Annotated in this window: 12 protein-coding genes, 9 tRNA genes and 1 pseudogene; 20 read left to right on the forward strand and 2 right to left on the reverse strand. The window is 36.5% G+C overall.

Translation table 11 applies throughout. From position 1 onward, the window contains the following. The first annotated feature begins 8 nt into the window (after positions 1–8). The 10 genes from BAMA_RS17710 to BAMA_RS17755 all read left to right on the forward strand — a co-directional run bounded on the left by BAMA_RS17710 (position 9) and on the right by BAMA_RS17755 (position 2110). A tRNA-Asn gene (locus BAMA_RS17710) sits at positions 9–83 on the forward strand. A gap of 1 nt (position 84) precedes the next feature. Then, a tRNA-Thr gene (locus BAMA_RS17715) sits at positions 85–157 on the forward strand. A gap of 23 nt (positions 158–180) precedes the next feature. Then, positions 181–255 (forward strand) — tRNA-Glu (locus BAMA_RS17720). A 5-nt stretch (positions 256–260) separates the two neighbouring features. After that, positions 261–336 (forward strand) — tRNA-Val (locus BAMA_RS17725). 15 nt (positions 337–351) lie between these two features. Further along, positions 352–435 (forward strand) — tRNA-Tyr (locus BAMA_RS17730). 76 nt (positions 436–511) lie between these two features. Then, positions 512–586: transfer RNA gene (locus BAMA_RS17735), tRNA-Gln, on the forward strand. 5 nt (positions 587–591) lie between these two features. After that, positions 592–667: transfer RNA gene (locus BAMA_RS17740), tRNA-Lys, on the forward strand. Between the two features lie 6 nt (positions 668–673). Then, a tRNA-Gly gene (locus BAMA_RS17745) sits at positions 674–748 on the forward strand. Between the two features lie 4 nt (positions 749–752). Continuing rightward, positions 753–825, forward strand: a tRNA-Ala gene (locus tag BAMA_RS17750). Positions 826–955: 130 nt separating this feature from the next. After that, positions 956–2110, forward strand: a complete 1155-nt coding sequence (locus tag BAMA_RS17755) for a glycerate kinase family protein (RefSeq protein ID WP_034641869.1) — start codon at positions 956–958, stop codon at positions 2108–2110. Positions 2111–2303: 193 nt separating this feature from the next. Here the strand turns inward: BAMA_RS17755 and BAMA_RS17760 are convergent, their stop codons facing one another. Continuing rightward, positions 2304–3260, reverse strand: a complete 957-nt coding sequence (locus tag BAMA_RS17760) for a DUF4179 domain-containing protein (RefSeq protein WP_034641870.1) — start codon at positions 3258–3260, stop codon at positions 2304–2306. A 3-nt stretch (positions 3261–3263) separates the two neighbouring features. Further along, the gene (locus BAMA_RS17765; protein ID WP_034641873.1) at positions 3264–3794 is read right to left on the reverse strand and encodes an RNA polymerase sigma factor SigX; all 531 of its coding nucleotides are present in this window, start codon (positions 3792–3794) and stop codon (positions 3264–3266) included. A 316-nt stretch (positions 3795–4110) separates the two neighbouring features. Here BAMA_RS17765 and rocF point away from each other — a divergent pair, with 316 nt between their 5' ends. The 10 genes and pseudogenes from rocF to BAMA_RS17805 all read left to right on the forward strand — a co-directional run bounded on the left by rocF (position 4111) and on the right by BAMA_RS17805 (position 14351). Then, positions 4111–5004 carry an arginase gene (rocF, locus tag BAMA_RS17770; RefSeq protein WP_034641875.1) on the forward strand — a complete coding sequence of 298 codons (894 nt, stop codon included), beginning with the start codon at positions 4111–4113 and terminating at the stop codon, positions 5002–5004. 265 nt (positions 5005–5269) lie between these two features. Next, a complete protein-coding gene (cdaA, locus tag BAMA_RS17775; RefSeq protein WP_034641877.1) occupies positions 5270–6091 on the forward strand; it encodes a diadenylate cyclase CdaA in 822 nt (273 codons plus the stop codon). Beyond that, positions 6084–7421 (forward strand): CdaR family protein, encoded by a 1338-nt coding sequence (locus BAMA_RS17780; protein WP_034641879.1) that lies wholly within the window; start codon positions 6084–6086, stop codon positions 7419–7421. The genes cdaA and BAMA_RS17780 overlap by 8 nt, the downstream gene beginning before the upstream one ends. A gap of 14 nt (positions 7422–7435) precedes the next feature. Next, a complete protein-coding gene (glmM, locus tag BAMA_RS17785; protein ID WP_034641880.1) occupies positions 7436–8782 on the forward strand; it encodes a phosphoglucosamine mutase in 1347 nt (448 codons plus the stop codon). 481 nt (positions 8783–9263) lie between these two features. Continuing rightward, the gene (gene glmS, locus BAMA_RS17790; protein ID WP_034641882.1) at positions 9264–11066 is read left to right on the forward strand and encodes a glutamine--fructose-6-phosphate transaminase (isomerizing); all 1803 of its coding nucleotides are present in this window, start codon (positions 9264–9266) and stop codon (positions 11064–11066) included. Positions 11067–11451: 385 nt separating this feature from the next. Further along, positions 11452–11616 (forward strand): hypothetical protein, encoded by a 165-nt coding sequence (locus tag BAMA_RS24600; protein ID WP_157406037.1) that lies wholly within the window; start codon positions 11452–11454, stop codon positions 11614–11616. Then, a pseudogene (locus BAMA_RS25215) lies at positions 11535–11855 on the forward strand (DUF2812 domain-containing protein); the annotation flags it as partial. The gene BAMA_RS24600 and the pseudogene BAMA_RS25215, both read left to right, overlap by 82 nt. A gap of 19 nt (positions 11856–11874) precedes the next feature. Next, positions 11875–12363: an erythromycin esterase family protein gene (locus BAMA_RS25435; RefSeq protein ID WP_265182751.1), complete on the forward strand. Its 489-nt coding sequence runs from the start codon at positions 11875–11877 to the stop codon at positions 12361–12363. Next, on the forward strand, positions 12335–13144 hold the full coding sequence (locus BAMA_RS17800; RefSeq protein WP_265182752.1) for an erythromycin esterase family protein: 810 nt from the start codon (positions 12335–12337) through the stop codon (positions 13142–13144). Before BAMA_RS25435 ends, BAMA_RS17800 begins: the two co-directional genes overlap by 29 nt. Positions 13145–13418: 274 nt before the next feature. Beyond that, entirely contained in the window at positions 13419–14351 is a 933-nt protein-coding gene (locus BAMA_RS17805; protein WP_034641883.1) for a DUF3994 domain-containing protein, read from the forward strand. Positions 14352–14501 lie beyond the last annotated feature (150 nt).

Genomic DNA, 14501 nt, shown 5'->3' on the forward strand with positions numbered 1-14501 from the left:
AATATTATTCCGCAGTAGCTCAGTGGTAGAGCTATCGGCTGTTAACCGATCGGTCGTAGGTTCGAGTCCTACCTGCGGAGCCATGCTTCCATAGCTCAGCTGGTAGAGCACTTCCATGGTAAGGAAGAGGTCACCGGTTCAAGCCCGGTTGGAAGCTTGCGAAAGGTATTGAAACTTTTTGGCCCGTTGGTCAAGTGGTTAAGACACCGCCCTTTCACGGCGGTAACACGGGTTCGAATCCCGTACGGGTCACCACTTTTGGAGGATTAGCTCAGCTGGGAGAGCACCTGCCTTACAAGCAGGGGGTCGGCGGTTCGATCCCGTCATCCTCCACCATATATATTTTAAGTCGGAGGGGTAGCGAAGTGGCTAAACGCGGCGGACTGTAAATCCGCTCCTTCGGGTTCGGCAGTTCGAATCTGCCCCCCTCCACCATTTGTATAAAATACAAATAAGTTGTAAAAAATAACCTTAAGAAGGTTTATTTTTTTGGTGAGACAAGCTAAATCAATGGGCTATAGCCAAGCGGTAAGGCAACGGACTTTGACTCCGTCATGCGCTGGTTCGAATCCAGCTAGCCCAGCCATTTAAGAGCCATTAGCTCAGTTGGTAGAGCATCTGACTTTTAATCAGAGGGTCGAAGGTTCGAGTCCTTCATGGCTCACCATTTTTTGCGGAAGTAGTTCAGTGGTAGAATACAACCTTGCCAAGGTTGGGGTCGCGGGTTCGAATCCCGTCTTCCGCTCCAACTTGGGGCCTTAGCTCAGCTGGGAGAGCGCCTGCCTTGCACGCAGGAGGTCAGCGGTTCGATCCCGCTAGGCTCCATACGATGTAAAAACCGTAAGTCTTTTGAAGACTTACGGTTTTTTTGTGTTTACAATAGAAATAAGTAAGTCATGATTATATGGAAAAGATGTGTACGAATTCGCGTCTGTATAAAAGGAGGGAATAGTGAATGAAAGTTGTGATTGCTTCAGACTCGTATAAAGAAAGCTTACGGGCAATAGAGGTATGTGAAGCGATTCAAAGAGGCTTTACACATATCTATCCAAAAGCTGAATATGTAAAGATTCCAATTGGTGATGGGGGTGAAGGAACCGTTCAATCGCTTGTTAATGCTTCTGATGGGGAAATGGTTATGGTATATGTGACAGGTCCATTAGGAAGGGAGATAGAGTCCTTTTATGGTCTTTCTGGAGATAGGGAAACAGCCTTTATCGAAATGGCAGCAGCCTCTGGTTTACAGCATGTTTCAGTAGAAGAGAGAAATCCACTTATTACAACGACTAAAGGCACTGGAGAGCTCATTTTACATGCACTAGAACAAGGCGTAAAGCGAATTATTTTGGGGCTCGGAGGAAGTGCAACAAACGATGGGGGAGCTGGTATGCTATCTGCACTAGGAATTCAGTTTTTAGAGCAAGATGGGAGCAAACTAGAACCCGTTGGTGGTAACTTACATAAAATTGCTACAATCGATACAACAAATTTTGATAAGCGTCTCGCATGTATTCAAATAGAGGCTGCATGTGATGTAAATAACCCTCTTATAGGAAACACAGGAGCAACATATGTATTTGGTCCCCAAAAAGGGGCTACAGCTGAAATGCTGGATATATTAGAGCGGAATTTACAGCATTATGCTATCGTTATTCAACAAGCTTTACAAGTTAATGTATCTTATATTTCTGGAGCTGGAGCAGCTGGCGGTTTAGGAGCAGCTGTTGTTGCCTTCTTGGATGGCACATTACGAAAAGGCATTGATATTGTCTTGGATTATACAGAATTTGATAAGCATGTACAAAATGCAGATATAGTGGTTACAGGAGAAGGTAGAATAGATGAACAAACAGCATATGGAAAAGCGCCAGTTGGTGTAGCAAAACGGGCTAAAAAATATGAAGTACCTGTTATTGCAATTGCAGGCTCTGTTTCTCATAATTGTATACCAGTGTATAAAGAGGGCATCGATGCTGTTTTTAGTGTGGTTACGAGCGCAATGACATTGGAAGAAGCGTATGGTACAAGTAAAGAGAATATAGAACTTACAGCACGAAATATAGCGGCTGTATGGAATATTTGTGAGCGGAATTGTTTATATTCAAATTAATATAGTTAATAGGGGGAAAATATAATTTAACCGGTTCTTCGATATGAAGAACCGGTTATTTATTCTACCATTTGTGGATTGTGTGAGAAAGTTAGTACATAACAGATAATATGAACATCATATAAGAAATAAAAAGAGTGATAAGAAGAAAACATATAAATATAGTATCTTTCACGTTCATTTTGTTATTTCTTTAAGGGCGTTCAGTATGAAGTGGAATTTGGCCTTGCCAAGAGCCAGAAACTTTACCAATTTTATTTATTTCTACATCTAATGTAAGTGGTTGTTCAAAAGAACCTTTTTTATCAAGATCTTCAATAAATGTAACAACACCTTCTGGTCGATCTTTATCACGAATTGCAATCCGTTCTGATTTTTCCCCTGCTACTTGGAGTTCAAAAGGAAGGTTATCTGATGCTTGAATAAAAGATACTACACCATCCTTACTTTCTGGATGTTCACTTTGGCTTCCATTCACGACGCCATCGTTTATTAAATCTAGTCCAGCCGTATCAAATTCAAATGGAACGAGACTCCCATCTTCTTTTTCAATCCTATAATGGATAGATATACGTGAATCTGCTACATACAATTCTTTGAAGTGTACTGTAATTCCTTGATCTGTTATTTTTTCATCTAAGGGAAGAAAATGACCATTTTTCGTCATGTCTAGTGTGACGCCATTTTCATCTGTTATCCCTTCATTGACCACTTTATCATTGGCAACTTCATTCATAAAATAAGAAGCGAGATTAGTAGCTGCAACTTGTACTTGTGGAATCATTGCTGTCGCAAAAAGTCCTACAGCAGCTACCGCTGTATACATTAAACGTTTTGATTTTGAATTCATATTAGTAAACCAGCCTTTCTTTTTCTCTGTTTTAAAGTGTATATGAGACACATTTTCTTTTTTAGAACGATCTTCAAATGTTTTCCATGCTTGTTCTACATCAACGTGAATTTCCTTTGAGGCGTGTGTATACTCATCTTGAAATATCGAACTTTCCCATTCCTTTAGCTCATTAGCCTCTGTTAATAAACTTTGGCAATCTTTACATGTATTAAGGTGTTTTAAAAATTTCTTTTTTGAATCACTAGAAAGTTCACCATCTATATAAGCTTGAATAAACCCAATATCATTACAATTCATTTGTTATACATCCTCCGTCTCATTATAAATTTTACGAAATTTTACTTTAGCTCTTACTAATAATGTTCCAATAGAAGATAAGTCAATTTGGAGCACTTGTGCGATTTCCTTATATTGAAATCCCGAAAATTTCATTAATAACATTGTTCGCTCTTGATCATTCATCTTTTTTAATATTGTTTGTACTTTTGTAATTTCTTCTTTTCGTATCCACTGATCATCTAATGATGAGCTGCTTTGTGTCCCGTGGTATTGTATTTCTTTATCGACTCTTGCTTGATGTCTCTTTTCTGAACGTAAGTGATTATAAGCGACATAAGTAGAGGATTTAATTAGCCAGCCAGGTAAATTTTCGATTTGTTTCCAATCAGTTCGATATAATTGTAAAAATACTTCTTGTGCTAGTTCTTCAGCGATAGTTTGTTTTTTGACAATCCATAATATTTGTTTCACAACGTAAACATAGTATCGTTTGAATATGTCTTCAAATGTCACATCTGAAATATGCCTCTCTTCATTTTTTATAGTTAACATGTAAGTTAAAACCTCACTCTCATTTAATGCCTGCATTATAGAGAAACCAGAAAATCAAGTTTTGTGACAAAAAAATTATTATCTACAAAAAAAAGCCATCTAATTTAAAAAATAACTGACAGTATTGACTTTAGATGGTAGCAAATTCATTGTAATCAATAACTATTACTATGAGGAAGGGATTGTAACCCTTAGTAAAATATAGTCTCTAGTTGACTGAAAATAATGTATATTAATGCAAAAAAATGTCGAGTTGAGTCAGATTATAGAAAAGATTTAAAATATTTAGTGAAGGCATAAAAGGGGGAGACTATCTATGAAAAAACAAATTTCAATTATTGGGGTTCCGATGGACTTAGGACAAATGCGCCGTGGCGTGGATATGGGACCAAGCGCAATGCGTTATGCAGGTTTAATCGAAAGAATTAAAGAAATCGGTTATGACGTAGAAGACATCGGTGATATTTGTATTGAAAGAGAAGAAGAAAAAGAGGCAAATACGAAATTACGTAATCTTACACAAGTTGCAAAGGTTTGTGAAGAACTAGCAACAAAGGTTGATAATATTATAGAGAAAGATCATTTTCCACTTGTTTTAGGTGGCGATCACAGTATTGCAATTGGAACGCTTGCAGGAGTAGCAAAGCATCATGAAAACTTAGGGGTTATTTGGTATGATGCACATGGTGATTTAAATACAGAAGAAACTTCACCATCAGGTAATATCCACGGTATGTCGTTAGCAGCAAGTTTAGGATATGGTCATTCATTATTAGTAAACTTATTTGGAAAGTATCCAAAAGTAAAAAAAGAAAACGTTGTCATTATTGGAGCACGCTCTTTAGATGAAGGAGAGAAAGACTTCATTCGTGAACAAGGAATTAAAGTGTATACGATGCATGAGATTGATCGTATGGGCATGACTGCTGTGATGGAAGAAATAATTGCATACTTATCACATACAGATGGTGTACATTTATCATTAGATTTAGATGGATTAGATCCTCATGATGCTCCGGGTGTTGGGACACCTGTTATCGGTGGTTTATCATACAGAGAAAGCCATTTAGCAATGGAAATGCTTGCAGAGTCAGGCGTCGTTACATCTGCTGAATTTGTAGAGATTAACCCTATTTTAGACGAGAAGAATAAAACAGCAGTTACAGCTGTTGCATTAATTGGTTCTTTATTTGGTGAGAAGTTAAAATAAGTGAGAAAAAGCAGCTGAAAAGCTGCTTTTTTTGGTTACAATAAAGCTAATCGCCCTCTTATGGATTGCCTGTCTCCTGCCTAAACTTCTTTACTCTTCTTAAGTTATAAGCTCGAACTTTTACAGCCTGCAGATAGTGGGGGAAAATCAGACATTTAGTAATATTATATGAAAGAACGTATAGAGGTTTGTAATTATAGTGTGCGTGATGTATGTTATAATTATTAAGTTGTTGTAAATTCATACAAATGGAGGAAGGGTTAGGATGCCTTTTGGAGATATGAACTTTTTGAAATATCTCAGTACCATATTAGATATCGCCATTGTGTGGTTTGTTATATATAAATTAATTCTCGTGATTCGAGGCACAAAAGCCGTTCAACTTTTAAAAGGAATTACAGTTATTATCGTTGTTCGTATTTTAAGTTATTTATTCGAACTTCGTACACTGCAGTGGTTGATGGATCAAGCGTTAACATGGGGATTCTTAGCAATCATTATTATTTTCCAGCCAGAGTTGAGACGTGCGCTAGAACAATTAGGACGTGGAAGTCTATTCTCACGTGGTAATTATCAAGAAGAAGATGAACATGAGATTGTTGTGAGCGAAGTTGTAAAAGCAACAGAATATATGGGGAAACGACGTATTGGCGCGCTAATTACGATGGGAAGGGAAACTGGAGTAGGAGATTATATTGAGACAGGAATTGCTTTAAATGCCAACGTCTCGTCAGAGCTTTTAATTAATATCTTCATTCCAAATACACCTCTCCATGATGGTGCTGTCATTATGCAAGGAAATATTATTCGTGCAGCAGCTTGTTATTTACCTCTATCAGAAAGCCCATTCATTTCTAAAGAGCTTGGGACACGTCACCGAGCAGCTATGGGAGTGAGTGAAGTAACAGATAGTATAACAATTGTTGTATCAGAAGAAACAGGTCAAATTTCATTAACAAAAAACGGTGAGTTACATCGTGATTTAAAGATAGAACAACTAAAAGAAATGCTTTTAAAAGAGTTAAATGGAAATGAGAAGACATCTTCTTCGTCTTTATGGAATTGGAGGAGAAAGCGCGATGGATAAGTTAATGGATAACCACTGGTTTTTAAAAGGGATTTCGTTATTGCTAGCGCTCATGCTCTATATGTCAACAGGACTAGAAAAGAACGCAGCAGGAGATTTGAAAGATTCTTTTTTCCCGCTAGGAGATACAACGGAATCGATATCTGATGTGAATTTATCAGCATACTATGATCAAGAAAAGTACATAGTGAGTGGTATTCCTTCTACAGTAGATGTTACAGTACAAGGGCCAAATACTGATTTAGCTCAAGTGAAAGTAAAAAAGCAGTTTGAAGTATTTGTTAACTTACGTGGTTACTCCACAGGGACGCATACAGTTCCTGTACAATATAGTGGGATTCCGAGTAATTTAAAAGTCAAAATAAAACCAGAAAAGATACAAGTTACTATCCAGAAGAAGGCTACAAAATCATTCCCAGTAGAAGTGAAATATTTAAATGAAAATCAAGCGGCGGCAGGAGTCACGTTTGAAAAGCCAGTCGTAAAACCAAATGTAGTAGAAGTAATCGGGACAGAAGAGGAATTAGCTCAAATTGCTCTTGTGCGAGCATATGTTGATTTAAAAGGTGTTAATAAATCTGTGACCCGAGAAGCTGAAGTTGTATTGTACGATAAAAATGGAAAACGTTTAGAATTAAAAACAAATCCATCTAAAATAAATATTACAGTCCCTGTATCTGCAGCAAGTGCAGAAAAAACGGTTCCTATAAAAGTTGTTCAAAAAGGTAGCTTACAAGAAGGTCTTACGGTTACAAATATAAAAGTGGAACCAGCAGAAGTGAAAATTACAGGGCCACAAGAAGTGTTAAATACTATAGAGTTTTTAGAGGGCGTCGAGGTAGACTTGAGTAAAATTACTGAGTCTACAACCTTCGATGCCTCTGTTTTATTACCGAAGGATGTAAGAAATGTAACGCCTAGTAAGGTAAAGGTAACTGTTAATGTGCAAAAACAGGCTGAAAAACAAACAAGCAAGACATTTGATGACATTGCACTACAAGTAAATGGTTTGTCAGAAAAACTGAATATAAAACTTTTAAGCCCTGAAACGGGTAAAATAAGTGTTGATATTATCGGAGAAGCTAGCATTATAGAAAAGGTGACTGCAGAACAAATTAAAGTCTCTATTTCGCTACAAAATTTAAGCGCAGGAACACATAATGTTAAGATTGAAGCTAGTGGTCCAGAAGGTGTCACAATAAAATTAAAACAAGAAAATGCCAAAGTCGAACTTGTGGAGAAAGAAAATCCAGATCAAGAAACGCAAGGGCAAACGAACCCAGAAGAAGGAACCGAACAACAACCTGATAAAGAGAATCAGGAACAATAAAGGAGCGAATAGCAATGGGAAAATATTTTGGTACTGATGGTGTGCGCGGTGTTGCAAACGAAGAGTTAACACCAGAATTAGCATTTAAGATTGGTCGTTTTGGAGGATATGTATTAACAAAAAATACAGAGCGTCCAAAAGTTATTATTGGCCGTGATACACGCATATCTGGTCATATGCTTGAAGGGGCTTTAGTAGCTGGTCTACTATCCATTGGCGCAGAAGTTATGCGCCTTGGTGTTATTTCTACGCCAGGTGTTGCATATTTAACAAAAGCGCTAGATGCACAAGCTGGTGTGATGATTTCTGCATCTCACAACCCGGTTCAAGATAATGGAATTAAATTCTTTGGTCCAGATGGTTTCAAACTAACTGATGAACAAGAAGCAGAGATTGAAGCATTATTAGATAAAGAAGTGGATGAATTACCACGTCCAACGGGAACAGCTCTTGGACAGGTAAATGATTACTTCGAAGGTGGACAAAAGTACTTACAATACATCAAACAAACAGTAGAAGAAGACTTCTCTGGCTTACATATTGCACTAGATTGTGCACATGGTGCGACATCTTCTTTAGCACCGTATTTATTTGCGGATTTAGAAGCTGATATTTCTACAATGGGGACTGCACCAAACGGTATGAATATTAACGATGGTGTTGGTTCTACGCACCCAGAAGTATTAGCTGAATTTGTAAAAGAAAAAGGTGCTAATATTGGTTTAGCATTTGACGGTGATGGCGATCGTTTAATCGCTGTTGATGAAAAAGGAAATGTTGTAGATGGCGATCAAATTATGTACATTTGTGCAAAATATATGAACGAAACAGGTGCTTTAAAACATAATACAGTTGTTTCAACTGTTATGAGTAACTTAGGTTTCTATAAAGCAGTAGAAGCACAAGGTATTACAAGTAATCAAACAGCCGTTGGTGACCGTTACGTAATGGAAGAAATGAAACGCGGTGGCTTCAACTTAGGCGGCGAGCAATCTGGCCACATCATTTTCTTAGATTACATTACAACTGGTGATGGTATGTTAAGTGCACTTCAGCTTGTAAACATTATGAAAATGACGAAAAAATCATTGTCTGAACTTGCAAATGAAATGACGAAGTTCCCACAGTTGCTTGTAAATGTACGTGTAACAGATAAAAAGCAAGCATTAGAAAACGAAAAAATTAAAGAGGTTATTGCCGTTGTAGAAGAAGAAATGAACGGTGATGGACGTATTCTTGTTCGTCCTTCTGGTACAGAACCATTAATTCGTGTTATGGCAGAAGCACCAACACAAGAGCTTTGTGATCAGTATGTAAACCGTATTGTTGAAGTTGTAAAAGCAGAAGTTGGGGCAGAATAATCCACTTTTATATGAACTAAAAGGAGCACATTTCGTGCTCCTTTTTCATATATTTTATATGAAAAAGGAAAAAATTTAATTGACGGTTTTGTATGTTTGTTATAAGATGGTGTTGTTCTTTTTCTCAAAGTAAATATCTAGAAATACAAAGCGCCAGAACTACATGATGTGTAGTTGACGAGGAGGAGTTTTATCGAAGTTTCGGCGGATGACTCCCGGTTGTTCATCACAACCGAAAACTTTTGCTTAAAGCGTTAAGGTGACTTAATGGACAAAGGTAAAAGTGTGATGAGAGAAAAGGAACGGATTATAACTAGCTGTATAACGTATACGGACTGAAACCAAAGTGAGAGGAAGGTGAATGCCGTTACAAGCTTACAAGGCTAGCAATATGTAAATCCGTTTTGAAATGAATAATGAGATCGGAATATGTCGTTACATGGTTGTGAGGCAGTGTAAGCAATTGTAACGGCGACTAAACATGTGTGGAATCGTAGGATTTATTGGTGAGCAAGATGCAAAGGAAATTTTATTAAAAGGGTTAGAGAAATTAGAATACCGCGGATATGATTCAGCGGGTATTGCAGTACAGGCTGAGAATGGTGTTGTTGTATTTAAAGAAAAAGGCCGCATTGCAAAACTTCGTGAAATTGTAGACGAAAATGTAGCAGCTAGCGTGGGAATCGGACATACGCGCTGGGCGACGCATGGTGTTCCAAGTAAAGTGAACGCACACCCGCATCAAAGTGCATCAACGCGTTTTACATTAGTTCATAATGGTGTAATTGAGAACTATGAACTAGTGAAAAAAGAATATCTACAAGATGTAACGTTCTTAAGTGAGACGGATACAGAAATTATCGTTCAGCTTGTAGAAAAGCAAGTAGCGGCAGGATTAGAAGTAGAAGAAGCGTTCCGCAAAACGTTAACAATTCTACACGGATCTTATGCATTAGCACTACTTGATGCTGAAAACCCAGACATGATTTACGTTGCTAAAAACAAGAGCCCACTATTAGTAGGTGTTGGTGACAACTTTAACGTTGTTGCAAGTGATGCAATGGCAATGTTACAAGTAACAGACCAGTTTATCGAGTTAATGGATAAAGAAATGGTTATTGTAACAAAAGAGAATATTACAATTAAGAATTTACAAGGTGAAACGATTGAACGTGCACCATTTACAGCAGAAATTGATGCAAGTGATATTGAAAAGGGAACATACCCTCATTTCATGCTAAAAGAAATTGATGAGCAACCACTTGTAATTCGCAATATCATTCAAAAATATCAAAATGAAAATGGCGAAATTGAACTAGCAGAAGAAATTCGCAGTGCAATTTTAGAGAGCGACCGCATTTACATCGTAGCATGTGGAACGAGCTATCATGCTGGTCTTGTTGGAAAGCAGTTCATTGAGAACTTTGCAAAAGTACCAGTAGAAGTACACGTAGCAAGTGAGTTCTCTTACAACATGCCATTATTAACAGAAAAACCATTCTTCATTTACATTTCACAAAGTGGTGAAACAGCAGATAGCCGTGCTGTACTTGTGCAAACAAATGAAATGGGTCATAAAGCATTAACGATTACAAACGTACCAGGCTCTACGCTTTCTCGTGAAGCTGATTACACATTACCACTTCATGCAGGTCCAGAAATTGCAGTAGCTTCTACGAAAGCATACACAGCACAGCTTGCTGTTCTTGCAATCTTAGCAGCTGATATTGCAAAAGTGAAAGGTGTAGCAGCAGAGTTTGATTTAACAAAAGAGCTTGGCCTTGTTGCAAATGCAATGGAAGTACTATGTAACGAAAAAGAAGAAATGGACGCAATCGCGAAAGAATACTTAGCGACAACGCGTAACTGCTTCTTCATCGGCCGTAGTGTAGACTTCTACGTAGGTCTAGAAGGTGCATTAAAGTTAAAAGAAATCTCTTACATCCAAGCAGAAGGATTTGCTGGTGGAGAGTTAAAACACGGTACAATTGCCCTAATCGAAAAAGGTACACCAGTTATCGCATTAGCAACGCAAGCACATGTAAACTTAGGTATTCGCGGTAACGTAAAAGAAGTAGCAGCGCGCGGGGCAAACCCATGCATCATTGCTATGAAAGGCCTTGAAATGGAAGGTGACCGTTTCGTATTACCAGCTGTACACGAAGCACTTGCACCGCTTGTAGCAGTTATCCCATTACAATTAATTTCTTACTACGCAGCACTTCACCGTGAGTGTGACGTTGATAAGCCACGTAACTTAGCGAAGTCTGTTACGGTTGAGTAAGGTGTAGATTTGAAATAAGGCTTCACCCCTTTAGATAATTTTGTCTAAAGGGGTGTTTTTATGTTGAAAAGAAAAAGTGTTAAGTGACAAGAAAGTTGTTTAGTTTACAATAAAGTCGTTTGAAAAATAATAAAGTTGTTTGGGGAAATTGATTTATTTCTCTTACTAGATGCGAGGCACTCCATTCAATTAGAAAGAGGACACTGCACATTAAATTAAATATAAAACAATAGAAAAACCTGTCAATTTCGACAGGTTTTTTATTGTTAAAGAAGGAATATTATGGTAAATGTCGAATACTCTTGTTTAATAGACTATATAGAGAAAGTTTTAAAAAATATAGTGAATAAAATAATCATACTGCTTACTGTTCGGAGAGGAAATCATGGGAAATACGATTACTCCTTTTAGTTATGGGAATCATTCCGATAATAAAGGTCAAGATATTCGCAAGTTTTATATTGGGATAGATATTGGCAAAAAGAAAATGATGATCAAAATGAAATCTTCTCGGATCGCCAATCAAAGAGTAATTATTATAAAGGGTTGATGGGTTATTCATTTGGGTTAGGTATACTGTGTTTGTTTTTTTCTTATATGCTTTACAAGGATTCAGGTTTATATTTAGCGGAAGGTCTTTGGAGTATGAAAGGTGCATTATTTTGGAAAGCATTTTTATTTGAAACTTTATTTTCCCTTTTGAGGTCGCTTCCCGCCCTTATGGTTGTCTTCTTTGGTAGCAGTTTCTATAGAGCTTATCGAAAGCATTCAATGTTAAAAGAAAAATAGTAAACGGAGGGATTTAAAGATGCACTTTTCTAAAAAGAAACCTTTCTTATTGATTGTTATTTGTCTCATGATTATTTTATCAGGGTGCAGTAATAATGATAAAGTGTTTGTTGAAGCAGAAAAATATATTTCGTCTGTTAAAAAAATTAATATTCCTGATGATGTAAGAATAATTAGCTTGGGAGAGGCAACACATGGGAATTTAGAACTTCAGAAGTTGAAAAAAGATGTATTTGAAGCATTAATTAAAAATGAAAATGTCCGTGTGTTTGTAATTGAAGGGGATTTTGGAGGCGGACAGGAAATTAATCAGTTCATTTTAGATGGAAAAGGTACTGCAGAAGAATCCGTGAACGCACTTGATTACGGCATCTATAAAACGGAACAAATGATCGATTTTGTTCAATGGATGCATGATTATAACGCTACGGCTAGTAGCGATGAGAAAATATATTTTTACGGAAATGATATGCAGCGATATGATTACAGTAAAAAAAGGTCTGCTTGACTATTATGAAGTTGTTAACAAGGATGTGAAACAACGATATGCAGAACAACTGGAACATGCTTCAAATAATAAAATGAGGTCGTTATCGGCGAAGCAACTGAAGGAAATTGATGATGTGCTCGACAATATCCTTTTGGATTTGCAATCTAATAAAGATGCGTATGTGGAACAGTCATCTTCGGATACTTTTGCTTTTGCTTTAAAATACGCACAACTTATGAAACAACGAACAGAGCTATTTTTAAATGAGGGGGATTACCAAAAACTTCGCGATCGGTATTTAGCTGACAACTTGCAATGGATTAGTGAATTTGAAGCAGCTCGTGGTCATGATAAGGTATTCTTCTCCGGACATAACGGGCATATCGAAAAAACATCAGCTTCATTAACTGGTTATAAATCGATGGGAAGTTATTTAGATGAGTTATACGGGCCCAAATATTTTGCAATTGGTACCGACTTAATGAACAGTGAATTTCAGGCCTTAAACCACGGATCTGATAAAAGAGAGAATTATAAGATAAAGAATCATAATGGTTTAGTTGATGCATTTAGTGAGGTAGAGCCAAATATCTTTTACGTCGATTTTGAAAAAGCTAGTGAGTCAAAGGAATTATTGGACATTATAAAAAGTGAACAAAAAATGGTAAACGTGGGTGACGATTTTCGTTCTTGGCAAAAGCTATTGAAAATGTTTTACACAATTGAAATGATACCCAATAAGGCCTATGACGGCATAATTATTTTAAAAGAAGCAACACCAACAGATGTAATTGATTAAAACAAGTTGTTTTTAAAGAAACTCCATTTTGATTAATCTTTTTTCAAAATGGAGTTTTTGTATTTTCACTTGTTATTATAAAGATCTACGATTAGTCGTTTTGAAAAAATTAGTATGAAAAGCTATAACTATAATCTTCTTTTTAGATTAGTAACTACTTGTAATAAAAGGAAGAAAATGAAATTCATATATGTTATGATATGTAATGGATTCTGAAAAGAATGACTATTTCGGTTGTTCTTTTTTTCTTTTACAAAGGGGGACCAATTAAGTTATGAAGGTGAAAAAGTTAATAACCGCAGCTGTGCCTATGATGCTATTGTTCGGTTGTGGGGTAGAAAAGACAGATTCAACTAATAAAGAGAAAGCGGCACAATCGCAAACTGTAGTAAAGAAAGAGAAAGTTTCAAAAGAGGATTATCCAAACAAGATTAACGATTTATGTGTGGAATTTGATGAAGTATTTGCAGAGTATAATGCAGTGACAGAGGATTTTTTACAAGGTAAAAAAGAGAAAGAAGATGTAATCGCAAAGTTAAAAGAGTTGAATGGAGTGGTTGATAAATTTCTAGCAATTGATCCACCTAGTGAGTATAAAGACACACAAAAAGACGTAGAGAAAGCAATGAATCATTATATAAAATCGTTCAAATTTGCTGAGGATAGCTTTAATGCTAAAAAAAATGCAAAGCCTAGCGCTAAAGACTTCATGGATAAAGCTACTGTAGAGCTTGAAGAAGGTGACAAGTACTGGAAGAAGTTTAATAAGGCTCTTGAAGATAAGGTGACGTTTGGTGATGGAACAATCACAATTAAAGATTTAAAAGAGTTAGATAAGAAAGCTGGTATTGATGTAGATGCAATAGAGAAACACTTATCAAAAGATGGTAAGGAATTAATAGGCGTATGGGGATTTAATGACCCTAGTGGTTTTATGGTTTCATTAATTTTAAAAGAAGATAAAACGTTTGAAACATACGGTAAAGGTGAGTATCCAGATAAAAAAAATCTTTTAACAGGGAAGTGGGAGTATATCCCTAATACGCACACGTTTGTACTTCATATTGAAAAGATGTTTGAAGAGAGTGTAGAAGTACAAGATGCACAGCGAAGTGTGCGTTATCAAATTCAAAATTTCGATGGTGAAAACATCCAACTATTTAATGCAGGCACATTTAATACGATTAAATATGTTAAGCAAAAGTGAAGGGGCTAGCTGTAATCTACTTAGTCCCTTATATACGTTTTAAATTTAAATAGTTTCAAATTTTGTAGAGCATTTCTTATTACAAAGAAATGCTTTTTATTTTTCTGAAAACATTTGTATTATAATAAAAATATAATTATAATTAATAAA

The sequence above is a fragment of the Bacillus manliponensis genome, from assembly GCF_000712595.1.
Lineage (GTDB): Bacteria > Bacillota > Bacilli > Bacillales > Bacillaceae_G > Bacillus_A > Bacillus_A manliponensis.